The sequence below is a fragment of the Massilia sp. CMS3.1 genome (assembly GCF_051262535.1).
Lineage (GTDB): Bacteria > Pseudomonadota > Gammaproteobacteria > Burkholderiales > Burkholderiaceae_D > Telluria.
In genome coordinates this window covers 125,467-143,186 of record NZ_JBIMES010000005.1, presented here as the reverse complement: position 1 = coordinate 143,186, position 17,720 = coordinate 125,467, and the positions used below count along the sequence as shown (strand labels likewise).

Here is a 17,720-nt window from a genome sequence, read left to right as displayed (position 1 = left end):
CAACTGTCCTGGCAATTCGAGACACTCCCATTTGCATAGGATCCAGTAAATTATGACAATTCCCAGCCTGCTCCCCTCCGCCCTGATTGGCGCCGTCGCCAGCGCGCGATCGATGACGCCCATGGCCACCATCGCCGCGGCACGCCTCGCCGACCGTCGTACGCCGGGCGAGGTATTCCTGCTCGATCGCCCGCTATTCAAATACGGTGCGATGGCGATGGGCGTCGGAGAACTCTTCGGTGACAAGATGAAGACTGCGCCCGACCGTACTGTCTTCCTGGGGCTGCTGGCGCGCGTGATGAGCGCCGGAATCGCTGGTGCCGCCCTGGCGCCACGCGGGCGGGAGGGGGCCGGAGCGGCGGTCGCGGTGGCAACCGCCGTGCCGCTTGCCTACCTGACGCTTGCCGGGCGCAAGCAGGCCATGGCGCGTATCGGTCAGACGCGTAGCGGACTCATTGAAGACGCGCTGGTCATCGCCGCGGGTATGGCGGTGGTAGCGCTGTCAACGAGGTCGAATCACGATTAGCCGCGGCACATCAAGGCGAGGGTGCTAAAGCGAGCAGTTCGAAATGCAGGGTCACGAACTCGAACCCGTCGTGCAAGTCAAGGTGCGGCAAACAGCGAATATGGACTTCCCTGAATTGTTCGGCGCTTGAAAACGTCTCGCCGCGCCAGACGTCTTCCGGAATGTCGCCGAAGCGGATGACGCGCACTTCAAGTGCGCGGATCGTGCAGCGCGGACGTCCCTTCAGGTCATGTACGTCGATGATGTCGCCCACCAGGTAGCCGCCGTCCCCCAGCTCGCCATAGCCCCTGTGGTAATCCTCGACCGTGTCGGCTGTTACGGTCTTGCGTCCCGCGATGACGTCGCGCACGAGGCTGTCGTCGTTCTCGTCGACGCCATGGAAAGTCAATTTTTTTCGCTTCGTCATGCGCTCACTCCCACCACGCCCGATACGGCCCGTTCCAGGTCTTCGAGCGAGGCCGGCTTGGTGAGGTGCAGGTCAAACCCCGCTCCGGCGGCGCGCTCGACGTCCGACTTTTGCCCGTAACCGGTCAGCGCCACCAGCCGCGGCGCGGCGCCGCTGCGGCGGATCGCGGCGGCCAGCGCATAGCCGTCCATGTCGGGCAGGCCGATGTCGAGGATCGCGACCGACGGCCGGTAGCGTGCGACCGCTTCCAGCGCCGCCGCGGCGGTGTGGGCGACGCGCACTTCATGGCCGAACTGTTCCAGCACCAGCGCCGTCGTCATGGCGGCGTCGACGTTATCGTCCACGATCAGCACCTGCTTGCCGAGGCCAGGCTGGCGGGGCGCCAGTTCCGGCAGCGGCGCCTGCGCGGCAGCCAGCGGCAACGCGACGGTGAAACGGCTGCCGGTGCCGGGGCCGTCGCTGTGGGCCGAGACGCGTCCGCCATGCAGTTCGACGATCTTGCGCACGATCGCCAGGCCCAGTCCCAGGCCGCCGGTGCTGCGCGCGACTTGCTGCGGCGCCTGGTAAAACGGTTCGAACACACGCGCCAGCAGTTCCGGGTGCATGCCGATGCCGCCGTCGCTGACCTCCAGCTGCGCCATGCCCGCGCTGCTTGACAAGGTGATGCGGGTGGCGCCGTCGCCGAAGCGTTCGGCGTTCGAGAGCAGGTTATTGAGCACTTGCGCCAGCCGGCTTTCGTCGCCTTCGACCCAGAGCGCTTCCGGGGCGATGAGTGCGACCGGCGGACCGGGGCGGCTGGTCGCGGCATGGCGCACCACGTCGGCCAGATTCAGCGCGCGCAGTTCAAGCTGCATCTTGCCCGAGGTGATGCGCGAGACGTCGAGCAGGTCGTCGACCAGGCGTTTCAGATGATTCACCTGGCGCCGCATGATGGTGCGCTCGCGCTGGCTGGCGCTGTCGGCGCGCAGGTCCATCAGGTCGAGCGAGGCAACGATCGGGCTCAAGGGATTGCGCAGCTCGTGGCCGAGCACGGCCAGGAATTCGTCTTTCACCACGCTGGCGTCGCGGCTGGCCGCCAGCGCGTCTTCCAGCGAGGCGAGCAGGCGCGAACGTTCCTCCTCATGCGTGGCGTGCTGTTTCGCCGCCGCCGCCAACGCCTGGCCCATCAGCTTGAGCTCGCGGATGCGCGAGGGCGCGAGCCTGACTTTCTCCCCCGCGCCAAGCGCAGCCGCGCCCTGCTGCAGGTTGGCGACACTGCGCGCGATGCGGTTCGAGAGCAGCGAGGCCAGGCCGATACAGGCCAGCAGCGAAGCGGCCAGGCCCCAGGCATATTGCGCAATGCCCCTGAGTGACGCGGCGCCGATGGCCGGCTGCGGCACGCCGATGGCGACCGTCCAGCCGTAGCGTGAGACGCGCGTAAAGGCGCTTGCAAGGGTTTGGCCCTCGAGGTTGACAGTGCTGCCCACGCCTTCGGGCGCGGCTTCCAGCATCAGCTGCTCCAGCGACGGGCTGGGTGGACCGGCCACCCGGTTGGCGTGATCGCGCGAGCGGGCCACGATCGAACCGGAAGCGTCGAGGACGGTAATGACGGACCCTTCGGGCACGCGCTGGCGCTTGATGACGGCGAGAATCCGGTCGGGCTTGATCACCGCACTGAGCGTATACAAGCGGCCGGTCTCATCACGGATCGGCACGCGCACCGGGAATGCGATATTGCCCCGCAGCCCGCGCGCCACACGGCCAACCAGCGGCTTTTGCACCGCCAGCAACTTGCGCAGGCTTTCCGGATCGGTGAGGCGCCCGGCCGGTTCGCCGAACGGGGTCGTGGTGCGAAACAGGATCTTGCCCGAGGCGTCAGTCAGGATGATCGCCAGCCACTCCGGCTGGGCGGCGACCTGGTCGCGGGCGATAGCGTAGAAGGCGCGCAGGTCGCCGCCGTCCATGGCGGGCGCCCGTGCCAGGCTGGCCAGGGTCGCGATCGCACCGTCGAGCTCGGCATCGACGGCGCTCGACAGGGCACGCGCCTGGTCGAGCATGGCGCGGTTCTGTTCGCGTTGCTGGTACTGGCTGGCCGTGTGCAGCGACCATAGTCCCAGCAAAGCCAGGGGCAGCAGGCCGATCGCGCTGAGCAGGATGAGCAGTCGACGCAAGGAGAGGGTGAAGCCAGTGGGCGGCTGCATGGCGTGACTTTTTGGTAAAAAAGCATTATATGTTGAAACGCGCGCCGACTGATCGGCGACCTCACGGGACTGCACCATGACGAAAACCATCCTCATCACCGGCGGCGGACGCGGCATCGGTGCCGCCTGTGCGCTTTTGGCGGCCGAACAGGGCTATCGGGTCTGCATCAACTACCGCAGCGACGACGCGGCAGCCTCGCATGTCGTCCGCACCATCGAGGATGGGGGAGGGGAGGCATTCGCGATCCGCGCCGATGTCGCGCAAGAGGCCGAGGTGGAACGCCTGTTCGCGCTGCTGGACGCGCGCTTCGGCCGGTTGGATGCGCTCGTCAACAACGCCGGCGTGCTGGCGCCGCAGATGCGCGTGGAACAGATGGATGCGGCGCGCATCGGGCGCATCATGGCGACGAATGTCGTCGGCAGCTTTTTATGCGCACGCGAAGCGGTGCGGCGCATGTCGACGAAACAGGGCGGCAGCGGTGGCGCGATCGTCAACCTCTCCTCGCGCGCGGCCGTCCTGGGCTCGCCGGGAGAATACGTCGATTACGCAGCATCGAAGGCGGCGGTCGATGCCCTGACGATCGGGCTGTCGAAAGAGGTGGCAGGCGAGGGCATCCGCGTCAATGGTGTGCGTCCTGGCCTGATTCATACGCAGATGCATGCCGATGGCGGCGAACCGGGGCGGGTGGAGCGGCTTCAATCATCGGTGCCGATGGGACGCGGCGGCGCGCCCGACGAAGTCGCCCGCGCTGTCCTGTGGCTGCTGTCGGATGCGGCGTCATACACCACCGGCAGTTTCATCGAGGTGTCGGGTGGACGCTGAGTAAAAGTAGCTGGGGTCAGGGACCCCAGGTGTTCACACGTTTTTGTCAGCCGATGAACGAATCGAACTGCATATCGAATTCCTGCAGCGCCTTCTGTGCGTTCTGCATTTTTTTGCGGAACTCCGGCCCGCGTTGCAGCGCCAGGCCCACGGCCAGCACGTCGATCACGACCAGGTAGGCCAGGCGCGCCGAGATTGGCGTGTAGGGGTCGATGTTGAAGACGAGATCGATCGGAATCAGGACGCTTGCCATGTCGGCCAGCGGCGTGCCGGACGGCGCCAGTACGATGACGTCGGCGCCGCCGCGGCGCGCCAGTTTCGCGGAACGCACCAGCTGCGGGTTGTTTCCGCGCTGCGAGATCGCCACCACCGCATCGCCTTCGCGCAATAAGGCGGCCGCGATCGAGTGGATCGCCGGGTCGGCGTAGGCCACCGTCGGCACGCCCGAGCGGAAGAATTTATGTTGCGCGTCGGCCGCGACGATGCCGGACGTGCCCTGGCCGTAGAACTCGATCTTGTTGGCACGCGACAGGATGTCGAGCGCCTTCTGCACCGATTCCGCGTTTAAGTTGTTGCGCAGGTCGAGCAGGGTGTTGATCGAGCGGCTGCAGATCTTGTTGACCAGGTCCGCGGCCAGGTCGTCCTGCGCCGGCTGCTCGTTCGCGCTTGGCAGCGCCAGCGCCAGGCCTTGCGCCAGTTTCAGCTTGAACTCGTGCCAGCCGTCGTAGCCGAGCGTGCGGCAAAAGCGCACGACGGTGGGCTCGGACACGCCCGCATTTTTTGCCAGCGCCGTGATGTTCTGGCTGACGGTGGCGCCGGGGGCCTCCAGCACGGCCAGTGCCACCTTGCGCTCGGACTTCGAGAGCGAGTCGAGCTGGGTGCGGATCGAGTCGAGCAGCATAGTCAGCCTGTGATGAGTCAGTCTTCCGGCAAGGCTTCTTCGCGCCACTGCAGGCCGTCGCGCCCGATCAGGGCCGACGACGACGCCGGACCCCAGGTGCCCGATGCATAAGGCACCGGCGCCGTGTCGTCCTGCTCCCAGTGATTCAGGATCGGCTCGACCCACTCCCAGGCCGCTTCCAGTTCGTCGCCACGCATGAACAGGGTAAGCTGGCCGCGCAGCACATCGAGCAGCAGCCGTTCGTAGGCTTCCATGCGCGGCGCCTTGAACTGCTCGCGGAAGTCGAGTTCGAGTTCGGCCTGCTTCAGGCGCATGGAATCCCCTGGCGTTTTCGCCATCAGGTTCAGCGACAGGCCTTCGTCGGGCTGCAGGCGGATCACCAGGCTGTTCGGCTGGAAGCTCGACGTCGGCTGGTTGAAAATCGAATGCGGGATCTGCTTGAAGCGCACAACGATCTCGGCCAGGCGGTCCGCCATGCGCTTGCCGGTGCGCAGGTAGAAGGGTACGCCGGCCCAGCGCCAGGTGTCGATCTCCGCCTTCATGGCGACAAAGGTCTCGGTCTTCGACTGTTTCGGCGCATCCGGCTCCTCGCGGTAGCTCGGCACGGCCTGGCCGTCGACAAAGCCGGCGCGGTACTGGCCGCGCACGATGTTTTGCGAGAGCGTGGTCGGGGTAAAACGCTTCAGCGAACGCAGTACCTGCAGCTTGGCGTCGCGCACGGCGTCCGGGGAGATCGAGGTCGGCGGCTCCATCGCCACGATGCACAGCAGTTGCAGCAGATGGTTCTGCAGCATGTCGCGCAGCGCGCCCGAGGTGTCGTAGTAGCCGAGGCGGTTGCCCACGCCGATCTTTTCGGCGATGGTGATCTGGACGTCGGAAATCCACTCGCGCCGCCACAGCGGCTCGAACAGCACGTTACCGAAGCGCAGCGCCAGCAGGTTCTGCACGGTCTCCTTGCCGAGGTAGTGGTCGATCCGGTAAATCTGCGATTCGGCGAACACCTTGCCGACGTCCGCATTGATCTGCCTGGCCGAGGCGAGGTCGCGCCCGAGCGGCTTTTCCAGCACCACGCGCGAATGCGGCGTGGCCAGGCCGGTGGCTTTCAGGTTGTCGCAGATACGGGCGAACAGGTGTGGCGGCGTCGCCAGGTAGTACACGCGCGTGATCGCTTCGTCGTCGCGCAGGGCATCGACCAGCGGGCCGTAGCTCTTGACGTCGGTGGCGTCCTGGGCGACATACGTGATGCGCTTGAGGAACTGCTGCCACTTGCCCTCGTCGACGCTTTCCTGGTCCTTGATGTGCTGCTTCGAATGCGCGTCGACGAAATTCAGGAATTCTTCCTGCGAGCTCTCGTCGCGGCCGACGCAGATGATGCGGGCGGTCTGCGGCAGGTCACTGCAGACGTCGCGTGCGTACATCGCAGGCAACAGCTTGCGCATCGCAAGGTCGCCGCTGCCGCCAAAGAGAACGAGGTCGAAATCGGAAATTGCCATAGTTATTCGTGTCGCAAAGGGGAAGGGGAGCTGTTCATGTAAATTTACTACATGAATATGCGCTTAGCAAGAAATTCTACTACGTAAGGCGGTGCGTTCACGAATCGGTGACCGAAGGGACGTAACCGGTTCTGTCAATCAGCGCCGATACTCCGGCTGCACCAGGCCAGCCACATCCACCTTCATGCACAGCACCTTGCCCGTCAGCGGATACTGGGCGATTTCAGCCGCCGAGCGTCCATGGCTGGCGCTGGTGATATACAGCGTGCGCAGGCCGGTGCCGCCGAAAGCGAGCGCCGTCGGGCAGCGTAACGGCAACACGATTTCTCGCAGCAGTGCACCCGTCGGCGAGAGCTTCAGCAAGCGTCCTCCTTCGAACATCGCAATCCAGTAATTGCCGTCGGCATCGACCGCCCCGCCATCCGGACGCCCGCCATAATCGGCCGCCGTCTTGTCCGTCGAGAAGGTCATCAGCGTGCGCCCGTTCGCCACGGTGCCGGTCGCGGCATCGAAGTCGTAGCGGTCGATGCGGTGACTGGTGGTGTCGGCGTGGAACATGGCCTGCCCATCACGCGACCAGGCCAGCCCGTTCGAATTGGTCATGCCGCCCGACCAGGCCAGGCGCAACGCGTCGCGCTCGAGCACATACATCTCGGCGGCCGGCTTGTCGCGCGGCTCGTACATGGTGCCGACCCAGAAGCGCCCCTGTGGATCGACGCGGCCGTCGTTGAAGCGGGTGATCGCCGTGTCGTAGGGAGCCGCGCAGATATCGGTGATGTCGCCGCTGGTCGTGTTCAGGCGCACGAAGCCGGTGCGGGTGGCGACGACCAGGTTGTTGTCGCCGTCGGCAGCGATGGCGGACGGTTCCGAGCCCATTTTCCAGGACGAGAATTTGCCGCTGGCCGGATGCACGCGGTTCACGGTGCGCCCGTCGATGTCGACCCAGTACAGGGCAGATTCGACGTCGTGCCAGAGCGGGCATTCGCCCACCAGCATCGGTGCGTCGTGGAGGACGTCGATTTTGAAGTTCTTCATGCTGTGCTCAACGCTGTGATTCAACATTAAACGGCGGCCTTCGCGCGCGCGATCAGGCCATTCGTGGAACTGTCGTGCTGCGCGGGCTGCCGCTCGCCGGCCAGCTCGGCCTCGATCTTCTTCGCGAGGACCTTGCCCAGCTCGACGCCCCACTGGTCGAAACTGTTCAGGTCCCACAGCACGCCCTGCACGAAGGTCTTGTGTTCGTAGAGCGCGATCAGGGCGCCGAGCGTGGCGGGTGTCAGGTATTCCATCAGGATCGTGTTGCTCGGACGGTTGCCCGGGAAGGTTTTATGCGGCGCCAGGCGCTCGATCTCGGCCAGCGCCAGACCCTGTTCCTGCAAATCCTTGCGCACCTCGTCGATCGTCTTGCCCTTCATGAAGGCTTCCGATTGGGCGAAGCAGTTTGCGAGCAGGGCGGTGTGGTGGTTGTGCAGCTCGTGCGCCGGACGCAGCGCCGCGATGAAGTCGATCGGCGTCACGTCCGTGCCCTGGTGCAGCAGCTGGAAATAGGCGTGCTGGCCATTGGTGCCCGGCTCGCCCCAGATGGCAGGGCAGGTCGGCGTGTCGACCAGCTCACCGCCTTTTGTCACGCGCTTGCCGTTGCTCTCCATGTCGAGCTGCTGCAGATAGGCCGGGAAGCGGTTCAGGTCCTGGTGGTAGGGCGCGATCGAGACCGAGGTGCAGCCGATGAACTGGCGGTTCCAGAAACCGACCAGCCCCAGGAGCATCGGCATGTTTTCCTCGACGGGCGCGCTGCAGAAGTGCTGGTCCATGGCATGGGCGCCGGCCAGGAAATCCGTAAAGTAGCCGAAGCCGACGGCGAGGGCCACCGGCAGGCCGATCGCCGACCACACCGAATAACGCCCGCCGACCCAGTCCCAGAACGGGAACATGTTGGCCGGGTCGATGCCGAAGGTTTTAATCGCTTCCACGTTTGTCGACACCGCCACGAAATGCTTGGCGAGCGCCTCTTCCTGCGCGTGCGCCAGGAACCAGCGGCGCGCGGTCTGCGCGTTCATCATGGTCTCGGCCGTGGTGAACGTTTTCGAGGCGACGATGAAGAGCGTGGTTTCCGGGTTCACTTTCTCGAGCGCGGCGTCCATGTCGTGGCCGTCCACGTTCGACACGAAGTGCAGGGTCAGGCTCGGGTGGCTGTACTGGCGCAGTGCCAGGCAGACCATTTTCGGGCCGAGGTCGGAGCCGCCGATGCCGATGTTGACGATGTCGCTGATCGGTTTGCCGGTGTGGCCGCGCCAGTCGCCGCTGCGCACCGCGTCCGTAAAGGTCTTGATGCGGGCCAGCACGGCGTGCACGTCAGCCGGCACATCCTGGCCGTCGATGCTGAGCTGCGCGTCGCGCGGTGCGCGCAGGGCGGTGTGCAGGACGGCGCGGTTTTCGGTGTTGTTGATCTTTTCGCCAGCGAACATGGCGTCGCGCTGCGCTTCCACGCCGCGCTCGCGGGCAAGCGCCGCCAGCAGTTCAAGCGTGCGCCCGTCAAGACGGTTTTTTGAATAGTCTAGGAACAGGCCTGCGGCCTCGGTCGACATGCGCTCGAAGCGCTGCGGGTCGGCTGCGAACAGGTGCCGCATCTCCCAGTCTTCTGCCAGGGTGGCGTGGGTTTCGAGGGCCTGGAAGCTGGTCGTGCTGGTGAGTGGCGTGGTCATGAGAGCGTGCGCGATGTTGTTTTAAACAGATTATCGAATGATACAGGAATGGCGCGTAAATTCACTACATGATAAGGCGTGCGGGCGCTTGGTTTTGCGCGTGACCTTGACACTGATCGGTCTGTGCCCACGCGGTACATTGGCTCCAACGCCTCAAACTGAGAGGCTCGCCACAACCCCCATCCCCACTTTGTAGTAAAATTTCAGAAAACAATTTCGAAGGAACGATTATGGCGCTGCACCCCGTAGTTGAACAGGTAACGAACCGGATCATCGAGCGCAGCCGCGCCTCGCGCGCGGCCTACCTTGCGCACCTCGAGGCGGCGCGCATCGCAGGTGTGCAGCGCGGCGCGCTGTCGTGCACCAACCTGGCCCACGGTTTCGCCGCCTTTCCCGCCAACGACAAGCTGAAACTGCGCGAAACCAAGAAACCGTCGGTGGCAATCGTCTCGTCCTACAACGACATGCTGTCGGCACACCAGCCGTTCGAATACTTCCCGAAGGTGATCAAGGACGCCGTGCGCGAGATCGGCGCCGTGGCCCAGTTCGCGGGCGGCGTGCCGGCCATGTGCGACGGCGTCACGCAAGGCCAGCCGGGCATGGAGCTCTCCTTGTTCTCGCGCGACACCATCGCCATGTCGACCGCCGTCGCGCTGTCGCACAACATGTTCGACAGCGCGCTGTACCTCGGCATCTGCGACAAGATCGTCCCGGGCCTCCTGATCGGCGCGCTGCACTTCGGCCATATCCCGGCTGTGTTCGTGCCGGGTGGTCCAATGACGACCGGCCTGTCGAACAAGGAAAAGGCGCGCGTGCGCCAGCTCTACGCGCAAGGTAAAGCCACGCGTGAAGAACTGCTCGAGTGCGAATCGGCCTCCTACCACGGCGCCGGCACCTGCACCTTCTACGGCACCGCCAACAGCAACCAGATGCTGATGGAGATGATGGGCCTGCACATGCCGGGCGCCGCCTTCATCACCCCGGGCACGCCGCTGCGCGATGCGCTGACGCGCGCCTCGTCGCACCAGGCGGTGGCGATCTCCCAGCAGGGCGGCAACTACATGCCGGTCGGGCACATCGTCGACGAGAAGAGCATCGTCAATGCCATCGCCGCGCTGCACGCAACGGGCGGTTCGACCAATCACACGCTGCACCTGGTCGCCATCGCGCGCGCGGCCGGCATCGTCATCGACTGGAACGACTTCGACGAACTCTCGAAAGTCGTGCCGCTCCTGAGCCGCATCTACCCGAACGGCGACGCCGACATCAACCACTTCCAGGCCGCCGGCGGCCCGGGCTTCGTGATCCGCGAACTGCTCGATGCAGGCCTCGCCCACGACGACGTCAATACCATCCTCGGCCACGGCTTGCGCAAGCACTGCAAGGAACCGTTCCTCGATGATGCTGGCCAGGCCGTGTTCAAGGACGTGCCGCTGCAGTCAGGCGACGAATCGGTGCTGCGTCCGCACACCGACCCGTTTAGCAGCAATGGCGGCATGGTGCTGGTGAAGGGCAATCTCGGGCGCGCCGTGATGAAGGTCTCGGCCGTCAAGATCGAACACCAGACCGTGGAAGCGCCTGCGCTGACCTTCAATTCGCAGGAAGACTTCATGCACGCCTACAAAGCGGGCCACCTGAACCGCGATTTCGTGGCCGTGATCCGCTTCCAGGGCCCGCGCGCGAACGGCATGCCGGAGCTGCATGCGCTCACCCCTGCGCTGTCGAACCTGCAGGACGCCGGCCACCGCGTCGCGATGGTCACCGATGGCCGCATGTCGGGCGCTTCGGGCAAGGTGCCGGCGGCGATCCACGTGTCGCCGGAGATCCTGGCCGGCGGTCCGCTGGGGCGCGTGCGCGACGGCGACATCATCCGCGTCTGCGCCGCTACCGGCACGCTCGAAGCCCTGGTGCCGGCCGAGGTATGGGCCGCGCGCAAGCAGGTCACGGCCGACATTTCGTCGTCCCACATCGGCATGGGACGCGAGCTGTTCGCCATGTTCCGCAATTCCAGCAGCGCGGCGGAAGAGGGCGCGGCGACCTTCCCGCTGCCCTCGCCACGCCACACCACCGTGCCGTTGCATGAAGGCGCCGACAGCGGCGAAATCATGCCCGGCTCCGACGAAGACTTCCTGTTCAGGACCCCGAAGTGACTACTACCATGACCATGACCGTACTTGACATCATGCGCTCGGCGAGCGTGATTCCCGTGATCGCCATCGACGATCCAGCCCACGCCGTGCCGCTCGCGAAAGCCCTGGTTGCCGGCGGCATCCGCGTGCTCGAAGTAACACTGCGCACGGCGCACGGCCTGCAGGCAATCCGCGAGATGGCGCAGGTCGAAGGCGCCATCGTCGGCGTCGGCACCCTGACGCAAGGCGAGGAATTCGCCGCCGCGCGCGACGCCGGCGCCGTCTTCGGCGTCTCGCCCGGCCTGACGAACGCATTGATCGAAGCGGCGAAAAAAAGCGGCCTGCCGCTGCTGCCTGGCGTGATGACGCCCTCCGAAGTGATGGCCGCGCGCGAAGCGGGCTTTCGTGAGTTGAAACTGTTCCCGGCCGTGCCGGCGGGCGGCGTCGGCATGCTCAATGCGATCGCAGGCCCCTTGCCGGACGTGACCTTCTGCCCGACCGGCGGCATCTCGATCGACACCGCGCCCGCTTTCCTGGCCTGCAAGAACGTGGCCTGCGTCGGCGGCTCCTGGCTCACGCCAAAGGACGCGATCATGGCCGGCGACTGGGACCGCATCACCGCGCTGGCCCGCGCCGCGTCGGCGCTGCGCAGATAAGCTGCATGAAACAACGCTGGCGTCCTTTGAGCGCGGGCGAAATCGCGATGGCGTCCCTGCTGTTCCGGGATGCCGTCGACTATGCCCGCGTGCGCGTGTTCAGCCGGCGCTACCTGCCTTACCTGCAGCCGAAGAACTGCGCGATGACGCCGAACGGCAGTCTCTATTTCCACCATTCCTGCTTCCTCGACGACTACGCGCAGGCGAACCTCACCGGCCAGCACTGGTTCATGTACGAGATGGTCAAGTAGTGGCAGTTTACACACCGGAAATCGACGTGCACGCGACTGAGACGAACTGGTGCTGCGTCTAACTAGACTTGTTGCTTGTTGCTTGTGCTGTATGTAACATCGTCATACATTGAGGCATTCTAACCGTCCGGTATCGGTCTTCGCCGGTGCACGCGCCCGAATCCGAGGCTGGCAAGATCAAGCTCTTCGACAAATATATCGACGACGCGAACCGAATTGTCCTCACTCACCTAAGTACTCGCCCAGAAATAAATGTGTTTTTGGCTGCCAGAACCGGCGCGTTGCTGCGTTGCCTCGTGCTTGCAGTGCTCGCACTGCGGCGCACTCGCCGCCTTGCACCGCATCCGGTTCTGTTTGCCAAAATTCACATTTATTCCCGGTCAAGTACTTAGTCGTTCAGGTGCTCAGGCAGTAGCGTACCTTGTCCGCGTTCCTCGCCTTGAATAAAGCGCTTCATGGGGCACCCGTAGCGATGAGATACTGGCTCAACGTTTACCGATGTCGTTTCGTTTACATTACCCTACGTCTTGACACAGGATGGGCCAGGAGCAGACGTTCGGATCAGGGCGATAGTCTTCCGGTTTACGGACCGCTGCTTTTGGCAACTGCGCAATAACAAAAAGTAATTTGCCTGCGCCACGGATTTGACTTAGCCTTTTTAATATGAAACCTTCTACCCGCTTTTCACTTGTGGGAATTGCAGCACTTGCGGTTCTGAGCCTGGTCCATTTCGCGCGGCGGTTCGAGCATGATCCAGGAGTTGTTGCCTACCTACTGGGTGTGCTTCCAAACGTTACAGCCGCGATCGCGATCCCGTTTGTCGCCCTGAGCATATGGGCGGACCAGCGGCCCGCTGAGACCTACCTGGCGGCGCGGCAGGTGTTTATATGGCTCTTGCTCGCGACTGCGGCCGCCCTGATTGGTTGGGAAATGATGCAGCAAACGAGTCGCACATTGATTTATGATCCTCACGATATTGGCGGCACCTTCGTTGGCTTGGCCGTCGCGGTATTCTTGTTTAATTTGACAATGAAAACTCGCTCGCGCTGAGTAAAACGTGGCAGCGGTAGCGTGACATAGGCGCGCGTCATGTGCGTCTCAATCAGCAGGCGTAGCGCAAGTTTTTTCGGGGCGACGGCGGCGCCAAAGTGTCACACCTCATTGATCAGGCGTCATGCCCATTTTCCATATTGCTAATTTTGTTATGACTCGTGTTGAACGATTGTCGTTGAAAGCATTCCTGCTTAACACTTACAAAGTCCGGAAAATGCGATCTAAGTACTTATCCGGAATTAAATGTGAAATTTTGGCAAACAGAACCGGATGCGATGCAAGGCGGACGCTGCGCCGCAGTGCGAGCACTGCAAGCAGGGGCCAACACAGCAGCGCGCCGGTTATGGCCGCCAAAAATCACATTTATTTACGGGTAGGTACTTAGCAGAGGGGCGCCGAGCCCGGGGCGGGATTGCCGCCCCGGGCGTTCGGGCAGCGTATACGCTCGCCGCCAACGTCCGCCGCTTTAACGCGCAAGATCGGCGACGGTCCTGGCCAGCCTGGCCGGCGGCATCAAGGAAGGCATCATGGACCAGCGGTCCAATGCCTGGTTACCGATCCGGACCATCCCGCCGTGCTGCGCCAGGTCGGCATCGACCGCGGGATCCGGGTCGAAAAATCCCAGCTTGCGCCGTATCTCGTCGATGTCACGGCGCGTGCCGGTGAGGAAAGTCCAGCCTGCACCGATGCGAAAGCGCCGGACGTAGGCCTGCAGGTCGCGCGGGCGGTCGATCTCGGGCTGCAGCGTCAGCGAATAGAAATGAATATCCTTTCCCATCCGGTCGCCCAGCAGCCTGTGCATCTGGAGCAGGTTGGCCGTGTTTGGCGGACAGATGTTCCGGCAACTGGCATACATCATATTAAACAGCAGTGCCTTGTTTCCCTTGACCACGTCGTCATAGAAGCGGACACGCTGTCCCTCGTGTGTCAGCAGCAGGGGGTTGGGGAAATCGTCGACGCGTGCGCCCGCCGCCGCGCGTGCCGAGCTGCCCGATATGGCGGGCAACACGGCCCCGCCGATGCCGGCTGCGATGAAACCTCGTCTGGCATTCATTTCACGATCCTTCACGGTGAGCGGTTCAGGGAACGACATCGAAACGGATCATCATCGCGTGATCCTCATGCATGTGATGATGGCAGTGCATCATGTACTTGCCCGTAAAATCACGGAATTCGATCAGGATCTCGATTTCCTGCCCCTGCAACATGGACACCGTGTCCTTGCGCCCGCGCCACTCCGGCGGCGGTGCCTTGCCGTCGATGGACAGGATGCGGAAGTCATCCAGGTGCACGTGCACCGGGTGCGCCCAGCCGCCGCTCGTTTCGAACCGCCAGATTTCCGGTACGCCCAGCCTGGGGGCCGCATCGACGCGGTCGGGATTGAAAAAGCGGTCGTTGATCGTCCATTGCCCGTTCTTCCGCCCGAACTCGAACAGACGTCTGCGGGCAACCCGCGACCTGTCGATGGGAGGCAAGGGACGCAGGAATGCCGGGATCACACTGTTGTCCGGCGCGGTGCGTGCCACGACATCGAAACGGAGCATGCGGATGCCTGGCGAGAGCCGGTCGTCGTCGGGCTTGCGCGGGTCATCCTGGGCCATCCGGTTGACCAGGTAAAGCTTCGTACCCGGCGGATAGGAGGAGAAATCGACGATGATATCGGCACGCTCAGCCATACCAAGCAGGATTTTCTTGAGCTTCAGCGGACGCTCGAGCAAATTACCATCGCTGGCGATGAAGTGGAAGTCCTTGTAGCTGTTGGATTCGTCGGCAATCCACATCTCAAAGTAACGGGCCATGCTGGCGTTGAGCATGCGGAAACGGTACTTGCGCGCCTCGACCTTGAAATACGGCTGAACCTTGCCGTTGACCAGGAAATGATTGCCCAGGAAGCCTTCCTGGTCGAACTGGCCGTAGACGATCCGGCCTGACGAATCGAATTTCTTATCCTGCAGCAGGAGCGGAATATCGTACTTGCCCACGCCGCTGGGCAGGCGCAGTCCGGTCATCTCGTTTCCAGTGTCAAGCGGGTCGAATGCAATGTAGAAGCCGGCGAGGCCCCGGTACACATTCGGCGCCGTGTAATCCTCGCGGTGGTCGTGGTACCACAGGGTGTTCGTGGTGGCGTTCGGGTTCTGGCCGGGCGGGAAGTTCGGGAAATGGTGGTCGAAGAACGCGCCGGGGTAGGCCAGGCTCGACCCGCATTTCGTTCTGCTGTACCAGCTGTCGGCAAAGCCGTCGGATGCCGGACCGACATGACCGCTGTGCAGGTGGGTGCTGATTTCGGGCGTGCCATAACCGATATGGTCCGGCGGCAGCTCGTTGTGCACACGCACCACGATCGGGCTGCCGGCATTCACAACGAAAGTCGGCCCCGGAATCTGCCCGTCGTAGCCCCAGCAGGTTTCCTCGGGCAAGTGGGCGTGGTACTTGTGGCGAAAAGCCTTTACACGCAGCTCGTAGGTAAGCTTCGGAAGGAATTCCGCCCAACGCTGGTGCGGATCGCGGCCCGCCTCGCCGGGCACTGCCCGTTCGCCGGGCGCTGGCGTGAGGACGCTGGGCGTCTTTACCCGTGCGATGGGGAGCGGATCGACGAACGGTGCGAGATAAGGGATGGTGGTGGTTTGGGCCGCACCGGGATTCGGCCGAAACAAGCCATACGCTGCACCGAGGCCGCCGGCGACGGCGCTACCCTTCAAGAGCACCCTGCGGCCGGGCTGGGGCACGCCGCTGGTGGAAGAGACATCCATGACCACTCCTTCAGAAAAGTGCGTCCTGCTCGCTTCCCGTCCATGTCATGCAGTACGCGGTTCCGGGCCGGCGGTTGCCGGTGCCTGTTCAGCATCTCCATGCTAGGCTTTCGCGCAATGGGACAAACAGGTTTTGAGAATCTCATGTAGAAAATAGCCGGGACAAACCACAGACACTGCTGGCGCAGCGTGATTCAGCAGTCCTGGCTTTGCTTGCCGGCACTGCGAGCCGGCACGGACCTGATCGGGACAAATCCCGGACACTGCCGGCGCAACGTGAGTCAGCAGACCTGGCTTTGCTCGCCAATATCGCGGGAGGCGCGGAGCGGGCTGCTAAGTACCTACCCGTAAATAAATGTGCTTTTTGGCGGCCATAACCGGCGCGCTGCTGCGTTGGCCCCTACTTGCAGTGCTCGCACTGCCGCGCAGCGTCCGCCTTGCATCGCATCCGGTTCTGTTTGCCAAAATTTCACATTTAATTCCGGATAAGTACTTAGAAATTTGGTCGCAGCCCGAGTCTTAGTCCAGGTGCCGGCGATGAAATCGCTGTAGAGCATTTGGTTAGCAGTAATCCAAGGAATGGAGCGGCGTCGAAGCATTCGCTTTGCACACCGATGATCAGGTACCGGCAACCGAATCGGAACTGATGCCGCGTCTAACAAAATTTCTAGCTTGTCCCGAGAGTAACTCCGCCATAGACTGAGGGATGCTGACCGTCCGGTATCGGGCCAGAGGCAGACCTTCGAAAGCGCAGCAACTAAGAAAGGCAAGATGAAGAGTTTAATTCTCGCCATGGCGCTGGCATACGTTCATGCAGCTAACGCGACCCCGCCAGCGAAAGAGCATTTCCAGGACAGGGTGCATCCGGACACGACCGCGGCCAAACCGAACATGCCAGATAACATTGGTACCGCAACAATGCTAAAGGACCGGACGATCGTGCTCGCCCTGATTTTCTGGTTCCCGGGGGGAGGACATACAACACCTACCGACATGAGATACAAGCCGGGCCACCCCGAATACGAGGAAATTTTACGCCACCTCGGCGGAATGACACCAGGTGAGTCCAAGGGCGTTAAGCCATGGCCAATGACAAGTAATACTCCTCCTCCAGACTTCAATGCGCCGCTGGATCTCAAGAATCTCAAGGATTTTCAGTGGCCGGAAACAAGTCAGGCTCCAAATAAGTAGATTGCGTGATGTTGTACGGGCGGTTTCAGCAACCACAAACGGAAGCCCGTCGACAGCCCGTTGGTTCGGTCCCGTCGCGACGCTCTTTATGAAGGGTAGCTGTCAGGCTGTGTGCTCTCAAGACGCTGTGCAAAACGGTATCCGAGCAATCTAAGTTAAGCTTGGCAAGCCTCTCAACTTTGCAAAAGTCATCCGATGGATGCCGTACCTTTTCGCAGCCTGCAATCGCATCGCTGGCGCCCCCTCACCGAGGGCGAAATCGCCATGGCCTCGCTCCTCTTCCGCGATGCCGTCGACTATCGGCGCGTGCGCATCCATGCCCGCCGCTATATGCCCTTCCAGCCGAAGAATTGTGCGATGACGCCGAACGGCCATCTGTACTTCCACGCATCCTGCTTCCTCGACGACTACGCGCAGGCGTCCGTCACCAACCAGCACTGGTTCATCCACGAGATGGTCAACTTGTGGCAGTCTGCACACCGGTAATCGAAGTGCTTGCGACCGAAATGAACTACGCTGCGTTTGACAGCACTTCAGGCGTGTCCGGTGAGTGACATTGCCATACACTTAGGCATTCTGAGCGTTCAGTAGCTGGGCCAGAAGCAGTCATTCATGCGTTCCGCGTACGCGGTGTTACTTTGGAAACATTGCCATGGTAG

16 protein-coding genes are annotated in these 17,720 nt (G+C 63.0%); 8 read left to right on the top strand and 8 right to left on the bottom strand.

The window, feature by feature from the left end; all coding sequences use genetic code 11:
- The first annotated feature begins 121 nt into the window (after nucleotides 1-121).
- Complete coding sequence (locus ACHAC9_RS10175) at nucleotides 122-526, top strand: hypothetical protein (protein WP_435759724.1); 405 nt, start codon at nucleotides 122-124, stop codon at nucleotides 524-526.
- 10 nt (nucleotides 527-536) lie between these two features.
- Here ACHAC9_RS10175 and ACHAC9_RS10170 read toward each other — a convergent pair whose 3' ends face one another.
- Nucleotides 537-932 (bottom strand): ASCH domain-containing protein, encoded by a 396-nt coding sequence (locus ACHAC9_RS10170; protein ID WP_435759722.1) that lies wholly within the window; start codon nucleotides 930-932, stop codon nucleotides 537-539.
- A complete protein-coding gene (locus ACHAC9_RS10165; RefSeq protein WP_435759720.1) occupies nucleotides 929-3,112 on the bottom strand; it encodes a hybrid sensor histidine kinase/response regulator in 2,184 nt (727 codons plus the stop codon). The genes ACHAC9_RS10170 and ACHAC9_RS10165 overlap by 4 nt, the downstream gene beginning before the upstream one ends.
- Before the next feature lie 76 nt (nucleotides 3,113-3,188).
- On the opposite strand from ACHAC9_RS10165, the gene ACHAC9_RS10160 reads away from it, so the two are divergent.
- A complete protein-coding gene (locus ACHAC9_RS10160; RefSeq protein WP_435759718.1) occupies nucleotides 3,189-3,935 on the top strand; it encodes an SDR family oxidoreductase in 747 nt (248 codons plus the stop codon).
- Between the two features lie 46 nt (nucleotides 3,936-3,981).
- Here the strand turns inward: ACHAC9_RS10160 and ACHAC9_RS10155 are convergent, their stop codons facing one another.
- From ACHAC9_RS10155 to pgi, 4 genes are all read right to left on the bottom strand, one after another.
- Complete coding sequence (locus tag ACHAC9_RS10155; RefSeq protein ID WP_435759716.1) at nucleotides 3,982-4,836, bottom strand: SIS domain-containing protein; 855 nt, start codon at nucleotides 4,834-4,836, stop codon at nucleotides 3,982-3,984.
- 17 nt (nucleotides 4,837-4,853) lie between these two features.
- Nucleotides 4,854-6,329, bottom strand: coding sequence for a glucose-6-phosphate dehydrogenase (zwf, locus tag ACHAC9_RS10150; protein ID WP_435759714.1), 1,476 nt, complete (start codon nucleotides 6,327-6,329; stop codon nucleotides 4,854-4,856).
- Between the two features lie 138 nt (nucleotides 6,330-6,467).
- A complete protein-coding gene (locus ACHAC9_RS10145) occupies nucleotides 6,468-7,364 on the bottom strand; it encodes an SMP-30/gluconolactonase/LRE family protein (protein ID WP_435759712.1) in 897 nt (298 codons plus the stop codon).
- Between the two features lie 26 nt (nucleotides 7,365-7,390).
- A complete protein-coding gene (pgi, locus tag ACHAC9_RS10140) occupies nucleotides 7,391-9,031 on the bottom strand; it encodes a glucose-6-phosphate isomerase (protein WP_435759710.1) in 1,641 nt (546 codons plus the stop codon).
- Between the two features lie 230 nt (nucleotides 9,032-9,261).
- Between pgi and edd the strand changes: the two genes are divergently transcribed.
- The 4 genes from edd (at nucleotide 9,262) to ACHAC9_RS10120 (ending at nucleotide 13,117) form a co-directional block, all read left to right on the top strand.
- Nucleotides 9,262-11,181, top strand: a complete 1,920-nt coding sequence (gene edd, locus ACHAC9_RS10135; RefSeq protein ID WP_435759708.1) for a phosphogluconate dehydratase — start codon at nucleotides 9,262-9,264, stop codon at nucleotides 11,179-11,181.
- Between the two features lie 8 nt (nucleotides 11,182-11,189).
- Nucleotides 11,190-11,816 (top strand): bifunctional 4-hydroxy-2-oxoglutarate aldolase/2-dehydro-3-deoxy-phosphogluconate aldolase, encoded by a 627-nt coding sequence (gene eda, locus ACHAC9_RS10130; RefSeq protein WP_435760057.1) that lies wholly within the window; start codon nucleotides 11,190-11,192, stop codon nucleotides 11,814-11,816.
- Between the two features lie 5 nt (nucleotides 11,817-11,821).
- Complete coding sequence (locus ACHAC9_RS10125) at nucleotides 11,822-12,067, top strand: hypothetical protein (RefSeq protein WP_435759706.1); 246 nt, start codon at nucleotides 11,822-11,824, stop codon at nucleotides 12,065-12,067.
- A 663-nt stretch (nucleotides 12,068-12,730) separates the two neighbouring features.
- Nucleotides 12,731-13,117: a hypothetical protein gene (locus tag ACHAC9_RS10120; RefSeq protein WP_435759704.1), complete on the top strand. Its 387-nt coding sequence runs from the start codon at nucleotides 12,731-12,733 to the stop codon at nucleotides 13,115-13,117.
- A gap of 469 nt (nucleotides 13,118-13,586) precedes the next feature.
- On the opposite strand, the gene ACHAC9_RS10115 is transcribed toward ACHAC9_RS10120, so the two are convergent.
- Nucleotides 13,587-14,174, bottom strand: a complete 588-nt coding sequence (locus ACHAC9_RS10115) for an SCO family protein (protein ID WP_435759702.1) — start codon at nucleotides 14,172-14,174, stop codon at nucleotides 13,587-13,589.
- Between the two features lie 25 nt (nucleotides 14,175-14,199).
- Nucleotides 14,200-15,870 (bottom strand): multicopper oxidase family protein, encoded by a 1,671-nt coding sequence (locus ACHAC9_RS10110; RefSeq protein WP_435759700.1) that lies wholly within the window; start codon nucleotides 15,868-15,870, stop codon nucleotides 14,200-14,202.
- A 771-nt stretch (nucleotides 15,871-16,641) separates the two neighbouring features.
- On the opposite strand from ACHAC9_RS10110, the gene ACHAC9_RS10105 reads away from it, so the two are divergent.
- Both ACHAC9_RS10105 and ACHAC9_RS10100 read left to right on the top strand, forming a co-directional pair.
- Complete coding sequence (locus ACHAC9_RS10105; RefSeq protein WP_435759698.1) at nucleotides 16,642-17,061, top strand: hypothetical protein; 420 nt, start codon at nucleotides 16,642-16,644, stop codon at nucleotides 17,059-17,061.
- Nucleotides 17,062-17,256: 195 nt separating this feature from the next.
- Nucleotides 17,257-17,547 (top strand): hypothetical protein, encoded by a 291-nt coding sequence (locus ACHAC9_RS10100; RefSeq protein ID WP_435759696.1) that lies wholly within the window; start codon nucleotides 17,257-17,259, stop codon nucleotides 17,545-17,547.
- Nucleotides 17,548-17,720 lie beyond the last annotated feature (173 nt).

What these genes read in the sequence shown, in the direction of transcription:
- ACHAC9_RS10175 (WP_435759724.1), top strand. Translation starts at nt 122, where the DNA reads ATGGCCACCATCGCCGCGGCACGCCTCGCCGACCGTCGTACGCCGGGC.
- ACHAC9_RS10170 (WP_435759722.1), bottom strand. Translation starts at nt 932, where the DNA reads ATGACGAAGCGAAAAAAATTGACTTTCCATGGCGTCGACGAGAACGAC.
- ACHAC9_RS10165 (WP_435759720.1), bottom strand. Translation starts at nt 3,112, where the DNA reads ATGCAGCCGCCCACTGGCTTCACCCTCTCCTTGCGTCGACTGCTCATC.
- ACHAC9_RS10160 (WP_435759718.1), top strand. Translation starts at nt 3,189, where the DNA reads ATGACGAAAACCATCCTCATCACCGGCGGCGGACGCGGCATCGGTGCC.
- ACHAC9_RS10155 (WP_435759716.1), bottom strand. Translation starts at nt 4,836, where the DNA reads ATGCTGCTCGACTCGATCCGCACCCAGCTCGACTCGCTCTCGAAGTCC.
- zwf (WP_435759714.1), bottom strand. Translation starts at nt 6,329, where the DNA reads ATGGCAATTTCCGATTTCGACCTCGTTCTCTTTGGCGGCAGCGGCGAC.
- ACHAC9_RS10145 (WP_435759712.1), bottom strand. Translation starts at nt 7,364, where the DNA reads ATGAAGAACTTCAAAATCGACGTCCTCCACGACGCACCGATGCTGGTG.
- pgi (WP_435759710.1), bottom strand. Translation starts at nt 9,031, where the DNA reads ATGACCACGCCACTCACCAGCACGACCAGCTTCCAGGCCCTCGAAACC.
- edd (WP_435759708.1), top strand. Translation starts at nt 9,262, where the DNA reads ATGGCGCTGCACCCCGTAGTTGAACAGGTAACGAACCGGATCATCGAG.
- eda (WP_435760057.1), top strand. Translation starts at nt 11,190, where the DNA reads ATGACCATGACCGTACTTGACATCATGCGCTCGGCGAGCGTGATTCCC.
- ACHAC9_RS10125 (WP_435759706.1), top strand. Translation starts at nt 11,822, where the DNA reads ATGAAACAACGCTGGCGTCCTTTGAGCGCGGGCGAAATCGCGATGGCG.
- ACHAC9_RS10120 (WP_435759704.1), top strand. Translation starts at nt 12,731, where the DNA reads ATGAAACCTTCTACCCGCTTTTCACTTGTGGGAATTGCAGCACTTGCG.
- ACHAC9_RS10115 (WP_435759702.1), bottom strand. Translation starts at nt 14,174, where the DNA reads ATGAATGCCAGACGAGGTTTCATCGCAGCCGGCATCGGCGGGGCCGTG.
- ACHAC9_RS10110 (WP_435759700.1), bottom strand. Translation starts at nt 15,870, where the DNA reads ATGGATGTCTCTTCCACCAGCGGCGTGCCCCAGCCCGGCCGCAGGGTG.
- ACHAC9_RS10105 (WP_435759698.1), top strand. Translation starts at nt 16,642, where the DNA reads ATGAAGAGTTTAATTCTCGCCATGGCGCTGGCATACGTTCATGCAGCT.
- ACHAC9_RS10100 (WP_435759696.1), top strand. Translation starts at nt 17,257, where the DNA reads ATGGATGCCGTACCTTTTCGCAGCCTGCAATCGCATCGCTGGCGCCCC.